The following is a 25,452-nucleotide window of genomic DNA, read 5'->3' as shown; positions in this document are numbered from 1 at the left end:
GGGCTGCAGGGGTTGTAGGGCCGGCGGCGGCCGGGTGGAGCGTGTTGGAGCGCGTGCGGGCCTGTGTCCCGGAACCTGGGGGGCGGCGCGTGCCCGCGGAGTCGGGGGGTAGGGGGCGGTCCGGGCCGGGTGCGCAACAGGTGCGGTGGTCGTGGGGTACGGGGTTCTTCCTGCCGCTCCGAACCTACCGGTACGTCCAGACCGTCGGAACGCAGCTTGCCTGAACCACCCCCGGCGCCCCCAAGCCGCTCGGACCCGCCCGCCTTCAGCGCGCCATCGGCAGCTCGGCGAGGCGCACCTCGCGCCGCAGGACCGTCCCGTCGCGGAGCAGCTCCAGCTCCACGCGCTCGCCGGCGGCCCGGCCGTAGAGGAGCGCCCGGATCTCGGCGGCCGAGGAGACGGCCCGCCCGTCGGCCTTGTAGATCAGGTCCCCCGGCATCAGCCCCGCCTCGTCGGCCGGGCTGCCCGGCAGGACGGTCAGCACCTGGGCGCCGCGGTGCGCGGGAAGCCCCAGGGCGCGCGCGACGGCGGGGGGAAGGACCGCTTCCTCCGCCTCCACGCCGAGCCAGGGGTGGAAGGCGCGGCCGCGGCGGATCAGCTGTTCGGCCAGGGGGAGGGCGATGTCCGAGGGGATGGCGAAGCCGAGCCCCTGGCCGGCGGCGAGGATCGCCGTGTTGACGCCCACGACCCGCCCGTCCAGCGTGGCCAGCGCGCCGCCCGAGTTGCCGGGGTTGATGGCGGCGTCGGTCTGGAGGAGGCCGTCGAGGAAGACGCCGCGCGCGACCGGGAGCGACCGCCCGGCGGCGCTGATCACGCCCGAGGTGACGGTCCAGGAGAGACCGAAGGGGTTGCCGACGGCGACCACCAGGCGGCCGGGCCGAAGGTGGGCGGCGGAGGCGAAGTCCGCCAGGGGCAGCGGCTCCAGGGCGCCCTGCAGGCGGACGACCGCCAGGTCGTAGAGCGGGTCGGCGCCCAGCACCTGCCCGGCGAAGCCCTGGCCGTCGTGGAGCTTCACCTCCAGCGAGCGCGCGTTCTCCACCACGTGGGCGTTGGTCAGCACGAGCCCCGGTTCGCGCCAGAGGATGCCCGAGCCCAGGCCCTCGCCGCTCCGGCCGCCCGCCCGCAGGAAGCGGTTCCGGATCTGGACGACGGCCGGGCCGACGCGCTCGGCGGCGCCGCTGATCGCCTGCGAGAGCTCGTCGAGCTCGGGATCGGGGAGGGAGGTCATGGAGAGGGTCACTTCCTTTCGTCACGTGTCGTCACGTGCCGTTCACGGAGCCGGTCGGGGCCTCCATGTGCTCCCATCCTGGACCGGCGGCCGATGAAAGTCAAGGAAGGTCAAAGGCCTGCGGCGCGGCGCCCGCGTGCTCCGTGAAGGCGCCCGCGGCCGGTCGCCCGGCCGGGCACGTCACGCTGCCCCGGCCAGCGTCCGGTCGTGCGGGAGCGGCAGGGTGAGAAGGGCGCCGGCCACGGGCAGCCAGGCCAGGACGGTGAAGACGGCGCCGAGGCCGGCGCGGTCGGCGAGCGAGCCGAGGAGCATGGCACCGAGGCCGCCCATGCCGGCGCTGAAGCCGACCATCAGGCCGGAGGCGAGGCCGACGTTGGAGGGCAGGAGCATCTGCCCGTAGACCACCGTGACGGCGAACGAGGAGAGGATGCTGAAGCCGAAGGCGACCAGCGTCGCCACCGCCAGCAGACCGCTGGCCTGCGGCACCAGCCAGGCGAAGGGGATCGAGAGGAGCATCGAGCCGAGGAGAAGCCACTTCCTGCCGATCCGGTCGGAGAGGAGTCCGCCCAGGTAGGTGCCGGCGGCGCCCGCCAGGAGGAAGACGAAGGTGAGGAGCTCGCCCCGCGCCAGCGGGATGTGGCGCTGGCTGTAGAGCATGGGCAGGAAGCCGGCGACGCCGATCTGGGACCAGGAGCGCATCACCACCACCAGCACCAGGAGCGCCAGCGCCCAGGGCCGGTTCCGGCCGGCGCGGGCGGCGGGCTGCAGCGCCTCCCGGTGGAGCAGCCGGCCGTACCAGGGGAGGACCGCGCCGGTGAGGAGGAGCGCGGCCAGGGCGAGGATCAGGAAGCCCAGCAGGCCGCGGAGCCCCGTCCGCAGGATGAGGAGCGAGACCGCCAGCGGGCCCAGCGCCATCCCCAGGTTGCCGCCCACCTGGAGGACGGCCTGGGCGGCGCCCCGGGCGGGGCCGGCCGCCAGGTGGGTGGCCCGGGAGGCCTCCGGGTGGAAGAGGCCCGAGCCGAGCCCCGCCAGCGTCACCAGGGCGAGCACCCAGCCGTAGGAGGGCGCGGCCCCGGTCAGCGCCACCCCCGCCACGCAGAGGGAGACCCCCAGCGGCAGGAACCAGCTTCTCGGCAGGCGATCGGTCACGTAGCCGAAGAGCGGCTGCATCACCGACGAGGTCAGGTTGGAGACGAGGAGGACCGCGCCCGCCTGCGCGTAGCTCAGGTGGAAGGCGGACCGGTAGAGGGGGAGGAGCGCCGGCACGACGCCGGCGAGCATCAGGTCGTTGAGCAGGTGGGCGCCGCTCAGCGCCCAGACGGCGCGCGGCACCCGGGTCGCGGGCAGGGGCCGGTCGACGGCGGCCGAGGTGGCGTTCGTAGGCTCGCTTCCTTCCGCGGGGAGCACCGGTTGGCCGCCGGGCTCCGTCCAGGTGATGGCACAGGTCGCACGAGTTCCAGTGAAAGAGTAGGAAGTAACGTACACCGGCCGCCGGCTTCCCGGCAAGGGCGCGCGGTGCCTCGGAGACGGAGCCGGAGGAGCGGGGGGTATTGACTTGGAGTAAGGTGACCCGCGAGAATCCGGGCAACCGGAACCGGACTTCCGCGGTTCGTCGCGAGGGGGCGGAGGGGTGGAGAGGAAGCGCGACTTCCACCGGGTCCTGGTGGCCAACCGCGGGGAGATCGCCACCCGCGTCTTCCAGGCCTGCACGGAGCTGGGCAAGAGGACCGTCGCCATCTACGCCGAGGCGGATCTCGCCTCGCTCCACCGGGTCAAGGCGGACGAGGCCTATCCCCTGGGCGCGGGGCGCTCGCCCGTGGCGGCCTACCTGGACATCGAGGGGATCGTCCGCCTGGCGCGGGAGAAGCGGGTGGACGCCATCCATCCGGGATATGGCTTCCTGTCGGAGAACGCCGACTTCGCCCGCGCCTGCCGCCGGGAGGGGATCGCCTTCATCGGGCCGGAGCCCGGGCACCTGGAGCTCTTCGGCGACAAGCTGGCCGCCCGGCGCCTGGCCCGGGAGGCGGGGGTGCCCGTCCTTCCCGGCACGGAGGAGCCGGTGACGGGCGACGGGGAGGCGCTCGCCTTCGCCCGGGAACATGGCTTCCCGCTCATGGTCAAGGCGGTGGCGGGCGGGGGCGGGCGCGGAATCCGCCTGGTGCGGACGCCGGAGGAGCTGCGCGAGGCGCTCGCCGCCGCGCGCCGGGAGGCGGCCGGCGCCTTCGGGCGCGCCGACCTCTACCTCGAGGTGGCGCTGGAGCGGCCGAAGCACGTGGAGGTCCAGATCCTGGCGGACGCCTCCGGCGCGGTGATCGACCTGGGCGAGCGCGACTGCTCGGTCCAGCGGCGCCACCAGAAGATGGTGGAGATGGCGCCGGCGGTCGGCCTCGACCCGGGGCTGCGGCGCGAGCTCCGGCAGGCGGCGGTGGAGCTGATGCGGCGCGCGCGTTACGTCAACGCCGGCACGGTCGAGTTCCTGGTCGGCGCGGACGGCCGCTTCGCCTTCCTCGAGGTGAACCCGCGCATCCAGGTGGAGCACACGGTGACCGAGCTGGTGACCGGCGTCGACCTGGTCCAGGCGCAGATCCGCATCGCCGAGGGCTGGAGGCTGGGCGAGCTGGGCGGCATCCTGCCCGACCCCGAGCGGGTCGAGCCGCGCGGGGTGGCGATCCAGTGCCGGGTGACCAGCGAGGATCCGGCCCGGGACTTCCTGCCCGACACGGGGCGGATCACCGCCTTCCGCGCGCCGGGCGGCTTCGGCGTCCGCCTGGACGTGGGCGCGGGGCATCCCGGGGCGGAGGTCACCCCCTGGTACGACCCGCTCCTGGTCAAGGTGAGCACCTGGGGGAGCAGCCTGGAGCAGGCGGCGGCCAAGATGGACCGGGCGCTGCGCGAGTTCCGCGTGCGCGGGGTGCGCACCAACCTGCCCTTCCTGGAGAACGTGGTCCGGCATCCCGACTTCCTCGCCGGGCGGGCGACGGTCGACTTCGTCGAGAGCCACCCGGAGCTCTTCCGCTTCCCGGTCCGGCGCGACCGGGGCTCGAAGCTCCTCCGGTACATCGGCGAGGTGACGGTCAACGGCGCCGCCTTCGCCGGCGTGCCGGCGGGCGCTCCCCGCCCGCGGGCGGGGAGCGCGGGCGCCGCGGGCCCCGGGGAGGCCGGCCGCGCCCGCACCCCCGGCGCCGCGCGCGAGGAATCCACGCGCTCCCCGCGCCGGCTCCTGGAGGAAGAGGGCCCGGAGGCGCTCGCCCGCTGGGCGCGGGAGCGGCGGGAGCTGCTCCTCTGCGAGACCAGCCTGCGCGACGGCCACCAGTCGCTCCTGGCCACCCGGGTGCGGACGCGCGACCTGGTGGCGCTGGCGCGGGCGGCGGCGCCGGCGGCGGGCCGCCTCTTCGCCATGGAGGTCTGGGGCGGCGCCACCTTCGACAGCGCCTACCGCTTCCTGCGCGAGGATCCCTGGGCGCGGCTGGAGGCGCTCCGCCGCGAGCTGCCCGAGACGCTCTTCATGATGCTCCTGCGCGGGCAGAGCCTGGTGGGCTACGGCGCCTACCCCGACAACCTGGTCCGCGCCTTCGTCCGCGAGGCGGCCGGGGCGGGGGTCGACCTCTTCCGGATCTTCGACAGCCTGAACGACCTGGAGAACATCCGCGTCGCCGTGGAGGCGGTGCGCGAGGCGGGCAAGGTGGCCGAGGTGGCGATCTGCACCACGGGCGACCTGCTGGAGGAGGGAAGGCGGCGCTACGACCTCGCCTACTACGTCCGCCTGGCGCGGGAGGCGGAGCGGGCGGGGGCGCACTTCCTCGCCATCAAGGACATGGCCGGGCTGCTCAAGCCCGAGGCCGCGCGGCGGCTGGTCACCGCCCTGCGCGAGGCGGTCGACCTGCCCATCCACCTCCACACCCACGACACGGCGGGGACCGGCGTGGCGACGGTGCTGGCCGCGGCCGGGGCCGGCCTCGACCTGGCCGACGCGGCCGTGGGCGCCATGGCGGGCGGCAGCTCGCAGCCCAGCCTCCAGGCGATCCTGGCCGGGCTGGAAGGAAGCGGGCGCCACCCCGGCCTCTCGCCCCGCGACCTGGAGGCCTGGGACGGCACCTGGCGGAGCGTCCGCCGCGCCTACGCCCCCTTCGAGGCGGAGCCGGGCGGCCCCGACGCCTCCGTCTACCGCTTCCAGGTGCCGGGCGGCCAGCTGACCAACCTGCGACAGCAGGCCCAGGCGCTCGGCCTGGGCGACCGCTGGCAGGAGGTGCTGGAGGCCTACGCGGCCGTCGACCGGCTCCTGGGCGAACCGGTCAAGGTGACGCCCAGCTCCAAGATGGTGGGCGACTTCGCCCTCTGGCTGGTCCAGCGGGGCATCCGGCCCGAGGAGCTGGAGGAGCGGGCGGAGGAGCTGGACTTCCCCGCCTCGGTGGTCGACTACTTCCGCGGCCTCCTGGGCCGGCCGCCGTACGGCTACCCGGAGCGCCTCCGCCGCGCGGTGCTCAAGGGCCAGCCGCCGCTGGAGGAGCGGCCCGGCGCGGCGCTGCCGCCGGCCGACCTCGAGGCGGCCTCGCGCCGGCTCGCCCGCCTGATGGGGCGGATCCCCACCTCCCGCGAGGTGCTCTCCTGGCTCCTCTTCCCGCAGGTCTTCGAGGAGTTCGTGGCCCACCAGCAGCGCTACGGCGAGACCTCCGTCCTGGAGACGCCCGTCTTCTTCTACGGCCTCGCCCCGGGCGAGGCGACCACCGCCGAGATCGAGCCGGGGAAGCTCCTCGCCATCCGCCTCAACGCCGTGGGCGAGGCGGACGACCGGGGGGAGCGGACGCTCTTCTTCGAGCTGAACGGCTCGCCCCGCGAGACGCGGGTGACCGACCTGCAGCGCGCGCCCGCCCGGACCCCGCGGGCCAAGGCGGACCCGGCCGACCCCGCCCAGGTGGGCGCCGCCCTGCGCGGCCGGCTCGCCCGCCTGCGCGTCCAGCCGGGCGACCGCGTCCACCGCGGCCAGCCGCTGCTCGTCCTCGAGGCGATGAAGATGGAGACCACGCTGACCGCGCCCATGGACGGGCGCGTCGCCCGGGTCGAACTCCGGGAGGGCGAGGAAGTCGAGCCCGGCGACCTCCTCCTCCTGCTCCAGCCGGAGGAAGCTACGCGCGCCGAGCCGGCACCACCAGCACCGGCGTCGGGCAGCGCTGCAGGACCGCGTAGGTGACGCTGCCCAGGACCAGGCTCGCCAGCTCACCGGTGCCCCGGCTCCCGAGCACCAGGAGGTCGGCGCCCCAGCCGGTGGCGAAGTCCACCAGCGTCTCGGCCACGGAGGCCTCGCGCAGCTCCAGGGCGTGCACCTCGGCGGGAGGATGGCCCTCGCCGAAGGCCCGGGCCGCCTCCTGCGCGGCCTCGCCCGCGCGCCGGAGCGCCCGCCGGTGGGCCTCCTCCCAGGCCTCGTAGCCGGCCAGGCCCGAGGCGACGGTAGGGCCGGCGAAGCGGGCGACCGAGACGACCGCCGCCTCCGCGCCGGTCAGGTGGTCCGCCGCCCAGCGGGCGGCCGCCAGGGAGGTGGGGGACCCGTCGCTGGCGACCACCAGGCGGAGGCGCTCCGGCGTCCCGCCGGCCTGCGCGGCCGCGGCCGGCCGCGCCCCCGCCGCCTCCGCCGAGAGCGGCAGGACCAGGACCGGCACCGGGCTCCGCTGCACGACGCCGTGGGAGATGCTGCCCAGCATCAGCCCCTGCAGCTCGCTCAGCCCCCGGCTGCCCATCACCACCAGCTCGGCCGAGTGCGCCCGCACCGCCTCGAGGATGGCGCCCACGACGCCGGGAAGCGCCCGCGCCTGCCTCGTCTCCGTCTTCACGCGGCCGGGCAGCCGCGCCTCCAGCGGCGCCGCCGCCGCCTCCACCGCGGCCCGCGCCACCTCCGGCAGCGTCCGCCAGACGGAGAGCACCACCGCCTCGTCCAGGTCCGGGAGGCGGAGAGCCGCCCACCTCGCCGCGGCCAGCGCCGTCTCCGAGCCGTCGGTGGCGACCAGGATGCGCATGGCGATCCCCACCTCCTCCGTGTCCCTGCCAACGTACACTACGGCCGGCCGGGCGGGAAGCGGGCCCGACGGATGCGCCCGCAGCCGCCACGGACCCAATCCCATGCGGCCTTTCAGGCCCGCGCCGCTACGCCTGCTGGGGCCGGCCGTACGCCGGTCCCGGCCATCCCGCCCCCGTCAGGCGGCGGGCGGCGCCGTCCTGCGCAGGAGGGGCACCCCATCGGGGATTGCTGGTGCCATCGCGGCGGGGTTCGCGGATCCGGTGGGCGAGCTTGCCGCATCGAAGGCGAGCGGCGGACGCACACTACTGCCCCGGGACCAGCCGCGTGGAAGCCCGGGGCAGCATTCTTGCATGGGGAGCGGGCATTCTGTCGTCAACCACCTGCCAAGGCCATCAGGAGGTCGACTCGGTCCCCGTCCGCCAGGGGCATCCCCAAGTCCGAACCGGTGAGCCACCGCCCGTTCACCATGACGCGGGCTGCGTCGTGGCCCGCTCCGGTCAGGAGCTCGGAGATCGGTTCAGACGCCTGCTCGTCGAGCCTGAGAAGGAGGCCGCGCACATCCGTACCTGCCGGAACGTCGCAGACGGTCGACCGGAATCCGGCCCGGGCGCGGAAGGCACCATGCAGGTAGACCGTGACCTGCATCACAGCCGGCGGGATCCGATCGTCCATCCCAGGCAGCCCCCCCGAGAGCTCGCACCCGAAGACCACCGGCGTCGGCGCTCACCCTAGGCGCGTGCCGCCGCCAAGGCCTCGGCCACGTCCGTCATGCCGAGCTGCGCAAGCTTCTCCCGCGTGGGCACCCCGAACTTGTCCCAGCCGCGGGCGGCATAGTACTCGTCCAGCATGAGATCCATGTTCTCCACCCGATGCCCCTCGGCGGGTCCTCTCTGCAGCGGTTCGGTACGGAGCCGCTGCGGGAGGTAGTCATCCTGACGCCCGAACCCCTCGCGGACGTTGAACGCCCGCTCCAGGTTGCAGATGCGTTCGCCGACCTGCCACAGGAAGGACTCTTCGGCGAATTCCTCGATCCCTGTAGCCGCCTTCATCAGGCGACCGAAGATGGGAACGTCGATCCAGCCGAAGGAGACCGGAAAGGTGCAGGCGATGCCGGTTTCGAACAGGGCGGTCATGTCCTGGTTGAACTTGGTGAGGGCACCTTTCCCCGACTCCTCGAAGCGGTCCACCGCGTAGGGGACGGGGACGCCAAACACCTCCTGGGACGCGTATCCCATGTTGTGGTTGGCACCGGTGGCGGCCGTGGCCAGGTTGAGGCCATGGGCCTTGGCGCCCCGTGGGTCGTAGGCGGGGAGCTCTTGGCCTTTCACATGCATGGCGTAGGACTCGGCTCCGCGGCCGATCCTGCGCGCAGCCCGCAGCGAGCCCTCCGCCAGGAGGTCGCCCAGACCCCTCCGTTCGCCGATCTGGCGGATCAGCTCGATCATCACCTCGTGGTTGCCCCAAGTCAGTTCGAGGCCGCCCGTGTCCTCCGGCGTGAGGATGCCGCGTTCGTAAAGCTCGAAGGCGAATGCGATGGTCGCGCCGGTGCTGATGGTATCCAGGCCGTAGTCGTCGCAGAGCTGGTCGGCCAGGATGGTGGCCTCCGGGTTGTCCGCGCCGACCATGCCGCTGAACGCCCAGATCGACTCATACTCCGGACCCTCGCTGACGGCTCCGGCGTACGGCCCCGACGTGACCTCGAAGACGTTCCCGCACTGGATCGCGCACGACAGGCATCCACTGTTGCCCCTCTTGTAGGGCACGTAGTTGGGGCCAGCGATGGTCTGCTCGTAGTTCGGGAGCTGGCCCTCACGGAAGTTCTTCACGGGGAAGATTCCGGTCACGTTGGTGAACTCCGCCATGCATGTACCCATCTCGGAGAACTGTTCAAACACCTCGCCCGTATAGTGGGCGAGCTGCTCCTTGACAGCCGACGTAAACTCCGGCCGGTCCTGGACCTTCGGAGTCTCTCCCCGGTGGAGGACGATCGCCTTGAGGTTCTTCGAACCCATGACGGTACCCACACCGTTGCGGCCGGCGATCCTCCGGTCGCTGACGATGCCGGCGAACCGCACGAGCCGCTCTGCGGCCGGACCGATGCATGCGATCCGTACTTCCTTGCCGTGCCGATCGCGCAGGAGCTGCTGGGCCTCGGTCGTGCTCTTGCCCCAGAGATCCGCGGCGTCGTGGATCCGGACGTGGGTGCCGTCGATCTCGACGTAGCACGGGCGCTCCGCCCGACCCTCGACGATGACGAGGTCGTACCCGTTGCGCCTGAGGTAACCGCCGAAGTCACCGCCGCCGGAGGACCGACCATAACCTCCCGTGAGAGGGCTCTTGGTCACCGCCATCCACCGGGAGGATGACGATGCGCTCGTTCCCGCCAGCGGACCGGCTGCAAAGAGAAGCTTGTTCCCGGGTCCCAGAGGATCCGTGCCCGGCTTGACCTCGTCGAAGAGGAAACGGGCGGCGAGTCCTCTTCCCCCGACGTATTGGCGGAGATAGCGCTCCGGAACCTCCGAGATCTCGGTCTGCCCGGTACCGAGGTCGACCCGTAGATAGCGACGCGCGTGGCTCATGCCTCGAGACCTCCTTGAGATTCTAGAACACGATGACACTGCGTGCGACTTCACCGTGGTGCATGGCTTCGAACGCGTCGTTGATCTCGCTGAGCGAATACCTGCGGCTGACGAGACGATCCAGAGGAAGCTTCCCATTCATGTACAGGTTGACGAACCGCGGTATGTCGACCGTCGGCCGCGTGAACCCGCCCACCACACCGTGTACGTTCTTTCCAAAAAGAAAGCCCAACGCATCCGCGCTGAAGCGCGTTCCTACAGGCGCGCCGCCGACGATGTAGGCGTGCCCGCCGGGGTGGATGGCCTCGATCACTTGCTCCATGGTATCCTTGCGGCCTATGAACTCGAAGGCATAGTCCACGCCGAAGCCATGGGTCAGATCGCGTATCTGCTGGACAGGGTCGGCCTGAGCCGCATTGACCAGGTGAGTAGCGCCGAATGAGGCTGCCATCTCGAGCTTGTTCGGCAGAACGTCGACGGCAATGATCGGATCGGCGCCGGCAAGGCGTGCGGCCATGATGCCGCTCAAGCCCACCCCACCGCACCCGAACACGGCCACACTGGCACCGGGTTCGACATGCGCGGCGTTCAGGACCGCGCCGATCCCGGTAGATGCTCCACAGGCCAGCGGTGCAACAACGTCGAGAGGGGCGTCGTCACGGACTTTGGCGGCTCCCAGCTCGGTCACGACCGCATATTCGGCAAAGGAGGACTGCGCGAAGAAGTGATTGACAGCGCTGCCGTCCTGCCTCAGCCTGTATGTCCCGTCGAGCATCTTCCCTGCAAACAGGACGGGAGCCGCTACCTGGCAGAGCCACGGCTGTCCGGTGACACAGCTTGCACACTTGCCGCAGGACGGCATGACCGAGAGGACCACGTGATCCCCCACGTGGAGAGTGGTCACGCCGGGGCCCACCGCATCGACGACTCCGGCGCCCTCGTGCCCCAGCACGATGGGCATGGGAACGGGAATCGCACCGGAGATGGCACTGGCGTCTGTGTGACAGACGCCTGTGGCCACCATGCGGACCCGGACCTCGCCCGGACCCGGATCAGCCAAGTCGAGGTCCTCGATTTGCAGCGATGTGTTGGGTTCCCTCAGAACAGCGGCTTTCACAGGCTGCACCTCCCTGCTTTTGAGTGGGAGCGGTGAAGTGCGACAATCTGTTGCCTACAACCAGAAGCCGTGCCGTGAGGAGGTCACCGCTCCGTACGAGGTGGAGGGCGATTGGCGACGACCGCGCACATTCGTCAGGTTATTGCTATCATGTGGTAGATCTTTTCGTCAAGCGGTCAACAGCTGTAGGGCTGTAGGCTTGAACCTGTGGGGGAGCGTGGGTCAAGAGGAAAAGAGAGGGAACCCGTCCAACGCCGGTGCGGTTCAGGCCTCGCGCCGCGTGCCGCGGGACGGCGTCGACCCTGTGCAGCCACGCGCGGGCAGGACTGCAGGCTACGGTTCCTCCGACCTGCCCGACCCCGTGAATCCGAAGAGCCGCGCCAGCCGCCCTGTCGCCAGCGTCTCCACTTCGCCGGGCTGCCAGGATGGCCGGCGCTCGGCGCGGCGGAGGATCTCGGCGACCTCCTGCGGCGCCACCGGCCCCTCGGGGTGGCCGAGGAAGGGCGCGCAGAACGAGTACCAGCCCAGCCGGACCAGGCGGAGGGCGGCCACCCGCGCCCCGTTTCCGTTCCGGCCCAGCAGGCTGTTGACGTCCAGTGCCAGCCAACCGCCGGCCTGGCGCAGGTAGCGGCTCAGCTCCGCCTGCCGACGGACCTCCGGGTGCCGCTCCGGAGCGAAGAGGAACGGCTGCCAGCCGCCGCGCCGCAGGTCGCCGATGCGCCGCGCCGGCGCCTTCAGGTCGTGGGAGAAGGGCAGGTCGAGCAGCAGGAAGCGCGTCCCCGGCAGCACGGCGCCCGCGCGCCGATCCGCCTCCATCCCAGCCGCCTGCGCCAGAGGAAGGCACACGGCCTTCCGCACCTCCACGCCCGGCGCCAGCGCCCCGCAGCTCGACGTGGCCCGGCAAGGCGGCGCCGCGGTCGGAAGCGGTGCAAGCGGTCGTCGCGGCCGCGTTCACCCCCCGGCAGCCGCCGCGCCTCGCGGGTCGGGCGGCAGCGTCCGCATCAGGTTGGCCATCTCCAGCGCCGCGCGGGCCGCCTCGGCGCCGCGGTTGCCGGCCCGGAGGCCGGCGCGGTCCAGCGCCTCCTCCACCGTCTCCGCCGTGATCACCCCGAAGAGCACGGGGACGCCGGTGGAGAGGGAGGCCTGCAGGAGCCCCTGGGCGGCGCCGCCCGCGACGAAGTCGAAGTGGGGGGTCTGGCCGCGCAGGACGGCGCCCAGGGCGATGACGGCGTCGTAGCGGCCGGAGCCGGCCAGGCGCCGGGCGACGAGCGGCAACTCGAAGGCGCCCGGAACCCAGGCGACGTCCAGCGCTTCCTCGGGCAGGCCGTGCCGGCGGAGCTCCGCCTCGGCGCCGGCCAGGAGCCGGGCGGTGACCAGATCGTTGAAGCGGGAGACGACCGCGGCGAGGCGCAGGCCGTCGCCGGTCAGGCTTCCTTCAAAGGTCGCCATGGCGTTCCTCCTTCTCTGGTTTGCAGCCGCTGGCGCGCGGGGACGACGTCGGGGGCGCCGGCCGGTGCGCGGGGACGGCGTCGCGGGCGCCATGAGGGTTCCATACGAAGGGGGACCGCAAACGATATCATGATGGCACCAGAGCCATCATGATAGCAGTTCGTGTCCTGCCACCGGGGACACCCCCCTGGCCTCCGCTCCGCCCCCGCCAACCGCCAGCCGCCCCGCCCCCCAGCGCTCAGAGCCAGTGCCCCAGCTTCCGCCGCTTCGCCTCCAGGTAGGCTTCGGCCCAGGGCGAGGCCGGCACCCGGAGCGGCAACCGCTCGACCACCTCCACCCCGTAGGCGCGCAGCCCCTCCACCTTGGCCGGGTTGTTGGTCATCAGGCGGACCGCCCGCACGCCCAGCGCCCCGAGGATCTGGGCGGCGACGCCGTAGTCGCGGGCGTCGGCGGGATGGCCGAGCGCCAGGTTGGCCTCCACGGTGTCCAGCCCCTGATCCTGGAGTTCGTAGGCGCGGATCTTCTCGGCCAGGCCGATGCCGCGCCCCTCCTGGCGCAGATAGAGGAGGAGGCCACGCCCCTCGCGCGCCACCGCCTCCATCGCCGCATCCAGCTGGGGGCCGCAGTCGCAGCGGAGCGAGCCGAGCGCCTCGCCGGTCAGGCACTCGCTTTGGAGGCGGGCGAGGACCGGCCTCCCGTCGTCCACGCGGCCGCGGACCAGCGCCAGGTGGGTCCGGGGCGCGAAGAGCTCCCGGAAGGCGTAGACCCGGAACTCGCCGTGCGCCGTAGGAAGCGCCGCCGAGCCCGCCTCCCGCACGGCGCGCTCGTGGCGGAGGCGGTAGCGGACGATGTCCGCCACGCGCACGATCGGCAGGGCGAACCGGCGGGCCAGGCGGAAGAGCTCGGGTTCGCGCGCCACGCGGCCGTCGGGGCGGAGGATCTCGCTGATCACGCCGGCGGGCCGGAGCCCGGCGAGGCGCGTGAGGTCGACCGCCGACTCCGTGTGCCCGCGGCGGGTGAGCACGCCGCCCGCACGGGCGCGGAGCGGGAAGACGTGGCCGGGCCGGACCAGATCCTCGGGGCGGGTGGCGGGATCGACCACCGTGCGGACGGTGCGGGCGCGCTCCTCGGCCGAGATGCCGGTCCGGACGCCCTCGCGGGCGTCGACCGAGAGGGTGAAGGCGGTGCCCATGGGGTCCCCGGGCGGGTCGACCATCAGCGGCAGGCGGAGCTCGGCGCAACGCTCCTCCGTCAGGGGCAGGCAGATCAGGCCGCTCCCGTGGCGGAGCAGGAAGGCGACTTTCTCGGCGCTGGCGGCCTCGGCGGCCAGGACCAGGTCGCCCTCGTTCTCGCGTTCCGCCTCGTCGACGACGATCACCGGGTCGCCCCGGCGGAGCGCGGCCAGCGCGCTCTCCACCGGGTCGTACGCCGGCTGCCGGAGCTTCTCGCCGACGCTCACGGCCGGACCACCTCCGCGCCCGCGAGGAGGCGCGCCAGATAGCGCGCCAGCAGGTCGACCTCCAGGTTGACCGGATCGCGCGGGCGGCGCTCGCCCAGCGTGGTCCTCCGGGCGGTGGTCGGGGTGAGGGAGACGGCGAAGACTTCTTCCTCCAGGGCGGCGACGGTCAGGCTGACGCCGTCGACGGCGACGGAGCCCTTCCGCGCGAGGAAGGGGCGGAGCTCCTCCGGCGCGCGGATGCGGAGCCACCAGGCATCGCCCTGGCGCTCGCGCGCCACCACCTCCCCCACGCCGTCGACGTGCCCCTGGACGAGGTGCCCGCCCAGCCGGTCGCCGAGCCGGAGCGCCCGCTCGAGGTTGACCGGCGCGCCCGGGCGGAGGCGCCCCAGCGTCGTCACGCGGAGCGTCTCCGGCATCACCTCGAAGGCGAGGCGACCCCGCTCGGCCTCGAGCACCGTGAGACAGACCCCGTTGACGGCCACGCTCTCGCCCGGGTGCGCCCCGAAGCCGGGCGCCTCGACCCCCAGGAAGCCGCCGCCCGGCCCGACCTCCACCGCGCGGCAGCGGCCCAGCTCCTCGATCAGTCCTGTGAACATACAGGCTCTCCCCCTTCCGCGGTGCCGTCTCCCGGCGGCTCTCCCAAGGGCTCGGCGACGATCAGCCAGTCCTCGCCCACCGGCTCGCAGGCGACGGGACGGAGGCGGAGCGCCTCCGCCATCCGCCGGACGCCCGGATCGCCCACCGGTCCGAGCGCCGCGCTTCCTCCCGCGATGCGAGGGGCGACGAAGACCATCAGGCGGTCGACGACGCGCGCGGCCAGGGCGGCGCCGTGGATCGTGGCGCCCCCCTCCAGGAGCACGTGGAGAAGCCCCCGCCGCCCCAGCTCGGCGAAGAGCGCCCGGAGGTCGACGCGCCCGTCGCGGTCCGGTAGAAGCAGGATCTCGGCGCCCGCGGCGCGGAGCGCCTCGAGCCGCTCGGCGGGCGCGTGGCGGGTGGTGGCGATCCAGACGGGCGCCTCCGCCGCCGTCCCGAGGAGCCGGCTTTCGAGCGGGGTGCGCGCCCGGCTGTCCAGGACGAGGCGGATGGGGTTCGGCCTGCCCTCCGGCCCCTCCTCCGCCAGGCGGACGGTGAGGAGCGGGTCGTCGGCCAGGACGGTCTCGACGCCCACCGCCACCAGGTCCACCTGGGCGCGCAGCTCGTGGACGCGCCGCCGGGCGGCCTCGCCGCTCACCCAGCGGCTGTCCCGGGCGGCGGTCGCGATCCGCCCGTCCAGCGTCATGGCGTACTTCATCGTCACGAAGGGCCGCCCGAGCCGCCGGTGGGTGAGATAGGCCTCGTTCAGCCGGCGGGCCTCCTCCCCCATCAGCCCCACGGCCACCTCGACCCCGGCTGCGCGGAGCTCGGCCAGGCCCTGCCCGGCCACGCGGGGATCGGGGTCTTCCATGGCCGCGACCACCCGCCGCACGCCGGCACGGATCAGCGCCCGCGTGCACGGAGGCGTCCGGCCCCAATGGCGGCAGGGCTCCAGCGTCACGTAGAGCGTGGAGCCCCGCGCCCGGTCACCCGCCGCCCCGAGCGCCCGGACCTCCGCGTGCGGCGCCCCGGCCCGCTCGTGGAAGCCCTCGCCCACCACCTCGCCGTCGCGGACGAGAACCGCCCCCACCATCGGGTTGGGCCGGGTCCTCCCGCGCCCGCGCTCGGCGAGCTCGAGCGCCCGGCGCATCCAGCGGCGCCCGGCTTCGTCGCCGGGGCTTTCGACCACGGTGCCACCTCCTCGGGCTTCGGGGAGGGGAGAGCAAGGCCACAGAGGGACAGCCGGCGGGGGAGAGGGCGAGACGCAGCCCGCCCGCTCTCGTGAAGGAGCGTGCCCCGGCCAGGAGGTTTCCTGCCGGGGCACGGTTCCAGCACAGGGACCCGGACGTGCGGATGCACGCCTCAGGAGCCCTCCTTCTCCCATCCGGACTCTACCGTCGGCGCCGGATTGAACCGGACTCCACCGCTCGCGCGGGTCGCGGGCTCGTCGCCCCGGCCCCGAGGGGCCTCGGACGCCTCACCGCCGGTCGGGAATTGGGCCTTCGCCCTCACCCTGCCCCGAAGGAGGTACTGAGTAGGTTTGTCGTCATCCTAGTCGAAGGGGCCGGGGATGGCAACGGTGGGTTCGGCGGCAAACCGGCGGAACCCGTATCGCCGGCACCAAGGAGGACATCGACCGGTCCGCGTGGTATTGGAGCCGCTACATTCCGGAACTTGCGGCAGGCCGTCGTTCCAGAATTCGGAAGGTGGTGGGGGACGTGCAGCTGCGTGGAAACGGGCGAAAGGACGGTCAGCCGCGCCGGGGAGGGCTGCGAGGCGCTCTGGGCGGGATGGTGCTCCTGGTGGCGCTGGCGCTGGCCACCGCCGCCTGCGGTGGGGGCAGCCCGCCCGCGACGGGCGGCAGCCCGGCCGGCGGAGCGGGAGGAGCCGCCCAGGGTGCGGGTACCATCGTGGACGGGCTCTACGAGGAGCCGGATCTGCTCAACCCGACCATCGGCGCCAACATGACCTACTCGACGCTGGTGGAGCTGACGATGTTCCCAGGCCTCTTCACCGTCGACGACCACGGCCGGCTGATCCCGGACCTGGCCACGGAGGTGCCCACCGTCCAGAACGGTGGCATCTCCAAGGACGGCCTGACCTACACCTTCCACCTGCGCGACGCCAAGTGGTCGGACGGCCAGCCTTTCACGGCCCAGGACGTGGATTTCACCTGGCGCTTCATCATGAACCCCAAGGTGGCGCCCCGGACGACGGCGGGATTCGACCACATCGCCTCGAGCAAGATGATTGACGACCACACCATCCAGTTCCGGCTGAAGGAGCCGTTCGCGCCCTTCGCCTCCGCCTGGGTGGCGCCGCTCATCCTGCCCTATCACGTGTTCAAGGATCTCTCTCCCGACCAGTACATGACCGCGGCCTACAACAAGGCCCCCACCGTCACCCTGGGCCCCTTCAAGTTCAAGGAGTGGAAGTCGGGCGATCACATCACCGTGGTGGCCAACCCCGACTTCTGGCGGGGCGCGCCCAAGGCCAAGGAGATCGTCTTCAAGATCATCCCCGACCAGAACAGCCTCTTGGCCGCCATGCAGTCCGGAGAGGTCAACGTCTACTACTTCGCGCCGATCACGCAGCTCGCCCAGCTGAAGGCGATCCCCGGCGCCCAGGTGGTGGTCCATCCTCAGCTGGCCTACGAGAGCGCCGTGCTCAACCTGCGCAACCCGATCCTGCAGGACGTGCGCGTCCGCCAGGCGCTGGAGTATGGGCTTGACCGGGACGTGCTGGTCAAGGACGTCTGGAAGGGGATGGGTACGACCGTGGCAGGCGACCAGCCGCCCGGATCCTGGGCTTATGACCCGGGCTTGAAGCCGCTTCCCTACGATCCCGCCAAGGCCAACCAGCTCCTGGACGAGGCCGGCTGGAAGAAGGGTGCGGACGGCTACCGGTACAAGAACGGCCAGCAGTTGAAGCTGACATACTCGACCACGGCCAAGAACCCATGGCGGGCGCAGACGGAGCAGATCGCCCAGGCACAGTGGAAGCAGCTCGGCGTCAACCTGCAGATTCGGAACTACGACGCCACCACCTACTTCGGCACCATCCTGCCCAAGGGCCAGTTCGACATCGGCGAGTATATGTACACCAACGCCTACGATCCGTACTTCGGCACGCAGGTGCAGTACGCCACAGGTGCGCCGAGCAACTTCGGCAAGTACAGCAACGCCAAGGTGGACCAGCTCCTGGCCATGCAGCTGCGGACGCCGGATCAGGCGCAGAGGAAGGCGATCTACGCGCAGCTCGAACGGATCCTGGCCTACGAGGATCCGCCCGCGCTCTTCTACTACTCGCCCATGGAGATCGACGTTTCGCGCGGGATCGACGGCTACAAGCCCGGTCCGGTCCTTCCTGACACCTGGAACTCGTGGGAGTGGGCATTGAAGACGAAGTAGCCCGAACAACGGGGGCGCGACGACGCCGGGCGGCCTCGCGCCGCCCGGCCGCCGCGCTGCGGCGTGCTGACGCGGGGGCTTTCCACCAACCGGTCAGGGAGGAGGTGGAGAATTGGGGCGCTATCTGGCTCGGCGGCTGATCCAGGCGGTGCCGGTCCTCTTCATCGTCAGCCTGATCACGTTCTTCGTGATGCACCTGATGCCGGGCGGGCCGCTGGCCGCCTACATGAACAGCCCCGGCCTGACGGCGGAAGGGCTGGCGCGCCTCAAGCACTACTTCGGCCTCGATCGGCCGCTCTATGTCCAGTACCTCTCCTGGCTCGGCGAGCTCGTGAAGGGGAATCTGGGCACCTCTTTCGTCAACGGTCAGCCCGTGCTGGGGCGGATTCTGGAACGGATCCCGGCCACGCTGGCGCTGATGCTGCCGTCCTTCCTGCTGTCGGTGATCCTGGCGGTGCCCATCGGGGTGGTCGGTGCCGTGAGGAAGTACTCCTGGATCGACTATCTCCTCACGATTTTCGCCTATTTCGGCATCGCCATGCCGACATTCTGGTTCGGGATCATGCTGGTCATTTTCTTCGCCGTTCGCCTCGGCTGGCTGCCCGCCCAGGGCTGGCTGACGCCGGGCATGGGCTTCTCGTGGACGGATCTCCTCCGCCACCTGATCCTGCCCATGACCGTGCTGGCGCTCTACTCCGTCGCCAGCTGGAGCCGGTATCTCCGCTCCAGCCTGCTGGAGACGCTGGGCAAGGACTTCGTGCGTACGGCCAGGGCGAAGGGGTTGGCGGAGGCGACGGTGGTCCTGCGCCATGCGCTGCGGAACGCGCTCATCCCGCTGGTGACGGTCCTGGCCATGGACATGCCGACGCTCTTCTCCGGCGCCCTGATCACGGAGACCGTCTTCGCCTGGCCCGGCATGGGCAACCTCTTTTACGTCTCGCTGACCAAGCGCGATTATCCGGTACTGATGGGGATCCTGGTCTTCGTCTCCTTCCTGGTGGTCGTCTTCAACCTGCTGGCGGACGTTCTCTACGGGTTGCTGGACCCCAGGATCCAGTACGAGTAGCGCCTCGTACGGCCTGCGCCGGCCGGGGCAGCGCGCTCCGACCTGGAACCATCTTGGCCGCGAAGGAGGGGAAACATGGCGCAGACTCCGATCCGGGAGCCGGCGGGAGTACCCGGGGCCGTCGGGGCGACGGCGCCTTCCCTCGGAAGCGTATCGAGGCGGCCCCTCTGGCTGCAGGTGGGGCGGCGTTTCGTCCGCCACCGCCTGGCCCTCACGGGCGGGCTGATCCTGCTCCTCCTGGTGCTGGCCGCCGTCCTCGCCCCCTGGGTGGCCCCGTACAAGCCGGACGCCCAGGACCTGGGCGCCATGCTGGTGCCGCCCAGTCCGAAGCACTGGATGGGCACCGACGACCTGGGGCGCGACCTCCTCTCACGGGTGATCTACGGGGGGAGGATCTCGCTGGCGGTCGGCTTCTTCGCCATGGTGGTGGCGATCCTGGTGGGGGGGACCGTGGGCGCGGTGGCGGGCTTCGCCGGGGGCCTCGTGGACAACCTGCTGATGCGGGTGACCGACGCGGCGCTCTCGATCCCCTACCTCTTCGTCCTGCTGGTGCTCTCCGTCCTGATCACGCCCTCCACCCCCGGCCTGATCGTCATCATCGGCCTGACGCAGTGGATGTATCCGGCTCGCATCCTGCGAGCGGAGTTCCTCTCCCTTAAACAACGGGAGTTCGTGGAGGGCGCGCGGGCGCTGGGAGCGCCCACCGGCCGGATCATCCTCCGCCACATCCTGCCCAACGCGCTCTCCTCGCTCCTGGTCAACGCCACGCTGGCGGTTGGCCAGTCGATCATCATCGAGTCGGTGATGAGCTGGCTCGGCCTGGGGATTCAACCGCCGACGGCCAGCTGGGGCTCCATGCTCTCGGACGCCCAGACGTACGTCACGTCGGCTCCCTGGCTGGCTCTCTTCCCGGGGCTGATGATCTTCCTGACCGTCCTCTCCTTTAACCTCGTGGGTGACGGGTTGCGCGACGCCCTGGACCCGAATGCGGTGGACCACCGGGCAGCGTGAGGGGACTGCCCCGCGCCGGCGTCGCGACGGATCCGATCTCCGCGCTCGGGGACAGGGGCGTCGGCGCGACGGTCGCCCGGACGGGCGCCGACGGGGACGCCCCCATCCCGGCCCGGCAGGAGTACGCTGTGCGGGTGGAAGGAAGGTGGCGGTCCTGCATCCGTCCGGCGGTCCGCTCTGGGCACGCTTCCTCTCGGTGCTCTTCCAGCCTTACGCGGTGTTGAGCTACTGGCTTCTCCTGGTGGCCGTCCTTCGCCCCGGGGAGGCCCGCGTGGCGGCTGCGGCCTGGGTCGCCTCGGTCGCGCTGCCGGTGGCCGCCCTCCTCGCCGGGAAGCGCCGCGGCTGGTGGGGTGGCTCCGAGCTGGTCAGCCGGACCGAGCGCTTCTCCTACCTGCCCGTCAGCTGGGCGGGCTCGGCCCTGGGCTGGCTGATCGCCCGCCGCTGGGCGCCGGGCTCGCTCCTGGCGGCCAGCCTGGAGGCGGTCGCGGCGTGGCTGGCGGCGGTGGCCCTCCTGACGCTGGCCTGGAAGGTGAGCCTCCACACCGGCGCGATCGGGCTGATGACCGGCGTGGCGGCGTGGATGCCGGCCGGGGTCGGCGCGGTCCCGCGCCTGGCGGCGGTCGCGCTGGGCACCGCGTTGGCCGTGGCCGTGGCTGCGAGCCGCCTCGCCCTCCGGCGGCACACGCCCGCCCAGCTGGTGGTCGGCTTTCTGATGGGGTTGGCTGCCGCGCTCGTGCCCGTGGCGGCTGGCAGTGTGCCCTGACGGCGGGCGCGCGTCGGGGCCGATCTCGGTTGGGACGCGAGGATGCAGGAGCGGCGGGGCCAGGCGAGGTCGCCGAGCGGTTGCGCACGCCTTCAGCCGTCGTTTCTTTCTCAAGCGACAGCCCGCAGGGTCCGCTGTCCGGGCCGCGAAAACCCTGCTATAACACGAATGAGATGATTCGTGCTACGCGAAGGGCCTGCGGGAGGGCCCCTCGCGCCCGCAGGGAGGTCCGCCGATTGGACACAGGACCCGTGCAGCGTTTCGGCGTCTCGATGGAGGCGGCGCTTCTCGGCCGTTTCGACGCCTACGTCCGGAACCACGGCTACGCCAACCGCTCGGCGGCCCTCCGCGACCTGGTCCGCGACCGCCTGGTGGAAGAAGCCTGGCGCAACGAGTCGGGCGAGGTGGCCGGGGCGGCCATCCTCCTCTACGACCACAGGAAGAGCGGCCTCTCCGACGAGCTCACCGAGATCCAGCACCACCACGCCCGGCTCGTGGTCAGCACCAGCCACGTCCACCTGGACGCCGCCAACTGCCTGGAGGTGGTCATCCTCCGGGGACCGGCCGCCGAGGTGCGGGAGGTGGCCGAGCAGTTGCGGACGGTGCGCGGAGTCCACCACGGGCGGGTGCTGGTGACGGCGGTGGGCGACGACATGCCGTGACCGGACCCTCTCCGGACCATGACCGGAAAGGAAGTGGACCCCCATGCACATCCCCGACGGGTACATGAGCCCCTCCACGTATGCGGTGATGGGCGCCGCGGCGGCGCCCTTCGTGGCGCACGCCGTCTCCCGCGTCCGCCGGGAGAGCGGCGATCGCCACGTCCCGGCCATCGCCCTGGGCTCGGCCTTCGCCTTCGCGCTGATGATGCTGAACGTGCCGGTGCCGGACGGGACCACCGCCCACGCGGTGGGCGGCGCGCTCCTGGCGGTGGTGCTGGGACCCTGGGCGGCCGTGCTGGCGGTGACCGTCGTCCTCATCGTGCAGGCGGTCTTCTTCGGCGACGGCGGCCTCCTCGCCCTGGGGGCCAACGTCTTCAACATGGCGGTGCTCGAGCCGCTGGCAGGCTACGCGGTCTACCGGCTCCTCAGCGCCCGCCGACCCGGGCGGCGTCCCTGGGCGGCGGCGCTGGGCGCCTTCGTCGGCATCAACCTGGCGGCGCTGGCGACGGGGGTGGAGCTGGGAGTCCAGCCGCTCCTCTTCCGTTCCGCCAGCGGTACCCCGCTCTATGCGCCCTACCCGCTCCAGGTCGCCGTCCCGGCCATGCTCCTGGCGCACCTCCTGGTGGCCGGGCCGGTCGAGGCGGTGGTCACCGGGCTGGTGGTCGGCTTCCTGGTGCGGAGCGGCGCCGGGCTCTACGAGCCGCACGCGGCGACGGGCGCGCGCCTGCCCCGCTGGGCCTGGGCGGGGCTCGGGCTCCTGGTCCTGTCGACGCCGCTCGGCCTCCTCGCCCACGGCACCGCCTGGGGCGAGTGGGGGGCGGAGGAGCTGAAGGCGCAGCTGGGTTACGTTCCCGAGGGGATCCGCCAGGCGGCCTCCGCGTGGCACGGCCTGCTGCCCGATTACGCGCTGCCCGGCTTCGGCCACGGCTGGGGGGAGGTGGCCGGCACCTGGCTGGTGGTCCTCCTGGGCATCGTCCTGGTGGCGCTGGCCGTCCGCCTGCTCCTCGCCGGCCGCAGGAGGCGGGTGGCGCACCCGGGGTCCGGGACGGCGCGATGAGCGACCCGGCGACCGGCCTGCCGCCTGCCCTTCCGCACTGGCTCCGGGGCGCCGCCGCGCCCGAGGAAGCGCCGCCCGTGGCGGGACGCCGCATGGGCGGGCAGCGCTTCGCGGAGAAGACGGTGGAGGCGGCGCGCGCCTTCCTCGTCGACATGCTCGGCGGCGGGCCTGCGGGCGGCGAGCTGGGGGGCGGCTGGCTGGCCCGCGTGGACGCCCGCTGGAAGCTGGTCGGCCTCTTCGCCCTGGTCCTGCTCGTGGGGCTCGTGCACCAGGTGCCGGCGCTGCTGGCGCTCCAGCTGCTGGCGGCGGTGCTGGCGGCCAGCTCGGGGCTGGCGGTGGGGCGCTTCCTGCGCCGCGTCTGGCTGGGCCTCCCGCTCCTGACGGCCGTCACGGTGCTGCCGGCCGCCACCAGCTGGGTGACGCCGGGCGAGCCGCTCCTCCGGCTCTGGGGCGCCGCGGGGGCGGCGCCGCTCCGGCTGGGGCCCGTCGCGCTGCCCGGAGCGCTGGCGCTGACCCGCCCGGGCGTGGAGGGGGCGCTCCTGCTCCTCCTGCGCGTGGGCGACTCGCTCGCCTTCGCGCTCCTCCTCAGCTGGACCACGCGCTGGTCGGAGCTGGGGCGGGGGCTGCGGGCGCTCCGCGTGCCCGGGCTCCTGGTGACGCTCCTCACCATGAGCCAGCGCTACCTGGTGGTGCTGGCGGGGCTGGTGGAGGAGCTCTTCCTGGCGCGGCGGGCGCGGCCCGTCGCGCCGCCACCGGCAGGCGTGGCCGGCGCCACCCGCTCGGCCCGGGCGGGCCAGCGCTTCGTGGCCGCGGCGGCGACGGTCCTCCTCCTCCGGTCGCAGCAGGTGGCGGAGGAGGTCTACCTGGCGATGAAGGCGCGCGGGTACGGGCTGCGAAAAGGGTGAGCGGCGGCGGTGGCGGGAGGACGAACGGGATGACGGAGAGCGCGATCTTTCGCGCCGAGGCGGTGGAGTTCCGGTATCCGGGCGGCTTCCCGGGGCTGGACGGCGTGACGCTCGAGATCCGGCGCGGCGAGGGACTGGCGCTCCTGGGGGCCAACGGCTCGGGGAAGTCGACGCTCCTCCGGCTCCTGGCCGGACTCGACTTCCCGTCGGGCGGGCGGGTGCTGGCCTGGGGGCGGGAGCTGACGCCGGCGCTCCTCGACGACGTCGCCTTCGGACCGGCCTTCCGGGCCCGCGTCGGCGTCCTCTTCCAGAACGTGGACAGCCAGCTCTTCAACGCCACCGTCCGCGAGGAGGTGGCCTACGGGCCGGTCCAGCTGGGTCTCCCCGCGTCCGAGGTCGAGCGGCGCGTCGCCGACGTGCTCCGCCTGCTGGAGCTGGAGGAGCTGGCCGACCGCCCGCCCTTCCGCCTGAGCGGCGGCGAGAAGAAGCGCGTGGCGCTGGCCGCCGTGCTCGCCTCCAACCCGGAGGTGCTCCTCCTGGACGAGCCGCTGACCGCCCTGGACCCGCGCAGCCAGGACGCCATGATCGACCTGCTGCGGACGCTGGCGGCCACCGGGAAGACGCTGGTGGTGGCGACGCACGATCTGGAGAGCGCGCGCTTCCTGGCGGGCCGGGCCGCGGTCCTGGGGGAGGACCACCGGCTGGTGGCGGCAGGTCCGGTGGACCGGGTGCTGGAAGACGAGGAGATGCTGGTCGGGGCCAACCTGGTCTCGGGGCGGCGCGCCGCGACGCGGGCGAGGGGAGGAGGCTCGAGACCGCGGGACGCAGGGGAGCCCGGGATGCGGGGGACGATGCGCGTGACGCTCCTCGGCAGGCCGGGCTGCCATCTCTGCGAGGAGGCGGAGGCGCTCCTCGGCCGGCTGGCGCGCGAGCTGGAGCGGCGCGGGCGGCTGCTGGCGCTGGAGGTGCGGAACATCGAGGAGGATCCCGCGCTGCACGAGCGCTACTTCCTGGAGATCCCGGTGGTGCGGGTGGAGGGGCGCGACGTGCTGGCCGGCCGCATCGAGGAGGAAGCGCTCCGCCGCCTCCTCTCGGGGGAGGGGTAGCGGGGCCGGACGCAGCCCGGCGCCCTCATGCGTCGCGCCCCGTCTCGATCAGCTCGCGGAGCGTCAGATCCTTCCCCAGGCGCCGTCCCCTGCGGAATTCCCGGATCTCCCGGGCGACTTCCTCTGCGGGCCGCCCGTGCGCCACCGGCACCCACTCGGCCACGGGCACGCCGTGCCTCGTGATGGTAAACCGCTCGCCCCGCGCGACACGGTCGAGCAGTTCGGAGAGCTTGGCCTTGGCTTCGTAGGCTCCCACCTGTCGCGACATGCCCGCCGTCTCTCCCCCCTTCGACTGGTCGAAGACCAGTCTAAAGCCGTCACCCGCGCCGTCCACCTGCTTGGCCGCGGCCTTGGACAACTGTGCGCCCCCGTCCGCATGGGGTCGGTGGGGGGCTGGCCAGGGCCGGGCATGCGGCCGCCGACAGTCCGACGGGGCTTCGGGCTCTCCGACGCCCGGACCGCCGCCCCGCCGGCCGCGGCCGGCGGGGCACGCCTTCACTCGCAGTTGCAGGGCGGCGTCTGGACGTCGTCGATGCGGAGCGTCCCGTCGCCGGCGGGCACCAGGTGGAAGGTGAAGCGGCCCTCCTGGCGCGCCGTCGCAGGCGACCCCTCCGGCGGCGGCAGGAGCGCCTCCAGGGCGACCGTCGCCGAGCCGTCCGGCGCGCGGCGCTGCACCTCCGTCCGCACCACCGTGGCCTCGCCGGCGTCGCCGCCCAGGCGGCGGAAGAAGGCCAGCCGGTAGGTGGTCCCGTCCGCCCAGAGCGGCACCTGCGCCCAGTATCGCTCGCCCTCGGCGAAGGGCGGCTCGGCCAGGATGAAGAGGCGACCCTGGCCGTAGAAGATGGGCTGTCGGATGCGGAGCGAGCCGCCCTGCACCGTGCCCGGAGCCATGTTCGCCCAGACCTCGCCCGTCACCAGCTCGCCCGCCGGCCCGGGGGCGAAGGTCCGTTCCAGCAGGTGACGGGTCGCCGTCATCCCGGCGTCGCGCAGCAGCCAGGCGGCGCCGGACGGCGGCGTCGCGCCGCCCAGGCGGGCCGGGTCGCCCAGGAGCACGGGC

At 72.8% G+C, this 25,452-nt stretch carries 22 protein-coding genes; 9 read left to right on the top strand and 13 right to left on the bottom strand.

All coding sequences use genetic code 11. From position 1 onward, the window contains the following. Window positions 1-265: 265 nt before the first annotated feature. Window positions 266-1,228 carry a trypsin-like peptidase domain-containing protein gene (locus QJR14_08140; protein ID MDI3317567.1) on the bottom strand — a complete coding sequence of 321 codons (963 nt, stop codon included), beginning with the start codon at window positions 1,226-1,228 and terminating at the stop codon, window positions 266-268. A 180-nt stretch (window positions 1,229-1,408) separates the two neighbouring features. Then, entirely contained in the window at window positions 1,409-2,635 is a 1,227-nt protein-coding gene (locus tag QJR14_08135; GenBank protein ID MDI3317566.1) for an MFS transporter, read from the bottom strand. 223 nt (window positions 2,636-2,858) lie between these two features. On the opposite strand from QJR14_08135, the gene QJR14_08130 reads away from it, so the two are divergent. Next, on the top strand, window positions 2,859-6,416 hold the full coding sequence (locus tag QJR14_08130) for a pyruvate carboxylase (protein ID MDI3317565.1): 3,558 nt from the start codon (window positions 2,859-2,861) through the stop codon (window positions 6,414-6,416). Here QJR14_08130 and QJR14_08125 read toward each other — a convergent pair. The 9 genes from QJR14_08125 to ribD all read right to left on the bottom strand — a co-directional run bounded on the left by QJR14_08125 (window position 6,352) and on the right by ribD (window position 15,604). Then, the gene (locus tag QJR14_08125; protein MDI3317564.1) at window positions 6,352-7,248 is read right to left on the bottom strand and encodes a universal stress protein; all 897 of its coding nucleotides are present in this window, start codon (window positions 7,246-7,248) and stop codon (window positions 6,352-6,354) included. The genes QJR14_08130 and QJR14_08125 overlap by 65 nt on opposite strands. 362 nt (window positions 7,249-7,610) lie before the next feature. Next, the gene (locus QJR14_08120; protein ID MDI3317563.1) at window positions 7,611-7,910 is read right to left on the bottom strand and encodes a MoaD/ThiS family protein; all 300 of its coding nucleotides are present in this window, start codon (window positions 7,908-7,910) and stop codon (window positions 7,611-7,613) included. Window positions 7,911-7,966: 56 nt separating this feature from the next. After that, a complete protein-coding gene (locus tag QJR14_08115) occupies window positions 7,967-9,817 on the bottom strand; it encodes an aldehyde ferredoxin oxidoreductase family protein (protein ID MDI3317562.1) in 1,851 nt (616 codons plus the stop codon). Window positions 9,818-9,839: 22 nt separating this feature from the next. After that, window positions 9,840-10,943 (bottom strand): Zn-dependent alcohol dehydrogenase, encoded by a 1,104-nt coding sequence (locus QJR14_08110; GenBank protein MDI3317561.1) that lies wholly within the window; start codon window positions 10,941-10,943, stop codon window positions 9,840-9,842. 324 nt (window positions 10,944-11,267) lie between these two features. After that, on the bottom strand, window positions 11,268-11,750 hold the full coding sequence (locus QJR14_08105) for a hypothetical protein (protein ID MDI3317560.1): 483 nt from the start codon (window positions 11,748-11,750) through the stop codon (window positions 11,268-11,270). Between the two features lie 135 nt (window positions 11,751-11,885). Further along, a complete protein-coding gene (ribH, locus tag QJR14_08100) occupies window positions 11,886-12,383 on the bottom strand; it encodes a 6,7-dimethyl-8-ribityllumazine synthase (protein ID MDI3317559.1) in 498 nt (165 codons plus the stop codon). A 238-nt stretch (window positions 12,384-12,621) separates the two neighbouring features. Beyond that, entirely contained in the window at window positions 12,622-13,800 is a 1,179-nt protein-coding gene (ribA, locus tag QJR14_08095; protein ID MDI3317558.1) for a GTP cyclohydrolase II, read from the bottom strand. Between the two features lie 38 nt (window positions 13,801-13,838). Then, window positions 13,839-14,438, bottom strand: a complete 600-nt coding sequence (locus QJR14_08090) for a riboflavin synthase (protein MDI3317557.1) — start codon at window positions 14,436-14,438, stop codon at window positions 13,839-13,841. Next, window positions 14,423-15,604 (bottom strand): bifunctional diaminohydroxyphosphoribosylaminopyrimidine deaminase/5-amino-6-(5-phosphoribosylamino)uracil reductase RibD, encoded by a 1,182-nt coding sequence (ribD, locus tag QJR14_08085; GenBank protein MDI3317556.1) that lies wholly within the window; start codon window positions 15,602-15,604, stop codon window positions 14,423-14,425. Before ribD ends, QJR14_08090 begins: the two co-directional genes overlap by 16 nt. 520 nt (window positions 15,605-16,124) lie before the next feature. Here ribD and QJR14_08080 point away from each other — a divergent pair. The 8 genes from QJR14_08080 (at window position 16,125) to QJR14_08045 (ending at window position 24,395) form a co-directional block, all read left to right on the top strand. Next, window positions 16,125-17,825, top strand: coding sequence for a peptide ABC transporter substrate-binding protein (locus tag QJR14_08080; protein MDI3317555.1), 1,701 nt, complete (start codon window positions 16,125-16,127; stop codon window positions 17,823-17,825). Window positions 17,826-17,937: 112 nt separating this feature from the next. Continuing rightward, window positions 17,938-18,891 carry an ABC transporter permease gene (locus QJR14_08075; GenBank protein MDI3317554.1) on the top strand — a complete coding sequence of 318 codons (954 nt, stop codon included), beginning with the start codon at window positions 17,938-17,940 and terminating at the stop codon, window positions 18,889-18,891. A 75-nt stretch (window positions 18,892-18,966) separates the two neighbouring features. Beyond that, window positions 18,967-19,902, top strand: coding sequence for an ABC transporter permease (locus QJR14_08070; GenBank protein ID MDI3317553.1), 936 nt, complete (start codon window positions 18,967-18,969; stop codon window positions 19,900-19,902). A gap of 145 nt (window positions 19,903-20,047) precedes the next feature. Continuing rightward, window positions 20,048-20,665: a hypothetical protein gene (locus QJR14_08065; GenBank protein MDI3317552.1), complete on the top strand. Its 618-nt coding sequence runs from the start codon at window positions 20,048-20,050 to the stop codon at window positions 20,663-20,665. A gap of 236 nt (window positions 20,666-20,901) precedes the next feature. After that, window positions 20,902-21,327 carry a nickel-responsive transcriptional regulator NikR gene (nikR, locus tag QJR14_08060; GenBank protein ID MDI3317551.1) on the top strand — a complete coding sequence of 142 codons (426 nt, stop codon included), beginning with the start codon at window positions 20,902-20,904 and terminating at the stop codon, window positions 21,325-21,327. Window positions 21,328-21,370: 43 nt separating this feature from the next. Further along, a complete protein-coding gene (gene cbiM, locus QJR14_08055; protein MDI3317550.1) occupies window positions 21,371-22,384 on the top strand; it encodes a cobalt transporter CbiM in 1,014 nt (337 codons plus the stop codon). Continuing rightward, a complete protein-coding gene (locus QJR14_08050) occupies window positions 22,381-23,289 on the top strand; it encodes a CbiQ family ECF transporter T component (protein ID MDI3317549.1) in 909 nt (302 codons plus the stop codon). The genes cbiM and QJR14_08050 overlap by 4 nt, the downstream gene beginning before the upstream one ends. A 29-nt stretch (window positions 23,290-23,318) precedes the next feature. Further along, on the top strand, window positions 23,319-24,395 hold the full coding sequence (locus tag QJR14_08045) for an ATP-binding cassette domain-containing protein (GenBank protein MDI3317548.1): 1,077 nt from the start codon (window positions 23,319-23,321) through the stop codon (window positions 24,393-24,395). Between the two features lie 25 nt (window positions 24,396-24,420). Here QJR14_08045 and QJR14_08040 read toward each other — a convergent pair whose 3' ends face one another. Then, window positions 24,421-24,663, bottom strand: a complete 243-nt coding sequence (locus QJR14_08040; protein MDI3317547.1) for a type II toxin-antitoxin system prevent-host-death family antitoxin — start codon at window positions 24,661-24,663, stop codon at window positions 24,421-24,423. Window positions 24,664-24,890: 227 nt separating this feature from the next. Then, on the bottom strand, window positions 24,891-25,452 hold a 562-nt coding region (locus QJR14_08035; protein MDI3317546.1), incomplete at its 5' end, for a hypothetical protein.

It is taken from the genome of Bacillota bacterium, from assembly GCA_029961055.1.
Classification (GTDB): Bacteria; Bacillota; Sulfobacillia; order JAIMAT01; family JAIMAT01; genus JAIMAT01.
Note: the sequence above shows the minus strand (reverse complement) of the source record. Positions and strands in the feature narration are given on the sequence as shown.

Bases quoted from the DNA above. Each gene is read 5' to 3' on its own strand.
- QJR14_08140 (MDI3317567.1), bottom strand. From the start codon at position 1,228: ATGACCTCCCTCCCCGATCCCGAGCTCGACGAGCTCTCGCAGGCGATC.
- QJR14_08120 (MDI3317563.1), bottom strand. From the start codon at position 7,910: ATGGACGATCGGATCCCGCCGGCTGTGATGCAGGTCACGGTCTACCTG.
- QJR14_08115 (MDI3317562.1), bottom strand. From the start codon at position 9,817: ATGAGCCACGCGCGTCGCTATCTACGGGTCGACCTCGGTACCGGGCAG.
- QJR14_08105 (MDI3317560.1), bottom strand. From the start codon at position 11,750: ATGGAGGCGGATCGGCGCGCGGGCGCCGTGCTGCCGGGGACGCGCTTC.
- ribH (MDI3317559.1), bottom strand. From the start codon at position 12,383: ATGGCGACCTTTGAAGGAAGCCTGACCGGCGACGGCCTGCGCCTCGCC.
- QJR14_08090 (MDI3317557.1), bottom strand. From the start codon at position 14,438: ATGTTCACAGGACTGATCGAGGAGCTGGGCCGCTGCCGCGCGGTGGAG.
- QJR14_08070 (MDI3317553.1), top strand. From the start codon at position 18,967: ATGGCGCAGACTCCGATCCGGGAGCCGGCGGGAGTACCCGGGGCCGTC.
- cbiM (MDI3317550.1), top strand. From the start codon at position 21,371: ATGCACATCCCCGACGGGTACATGAGCCCCTCCACGTATGCGGTGATG.
- QJR14_08050 (MDI3317549.1), top strand. From the start codon at position 22,381: ATGAGCGACCCGGCGACCGGCCTGCCGCCTGCCCTTCCGCACTGGCTC.
- QJR14_08045 (MDI3317548.1), top strand. From the start codon at position 23,319: ATGACGGAGAGCGCGATCTTTCGCGCCGAGGCGGTGGAGTTCCGGTAT.
- QJR14_08040 (MDI3317547.1), bottom strand. From the start codon at position 24,663: ATGTCGCGACAGGTGGGAGCCTACGAAGCCAAGGCCAAGCTCTCCGAA.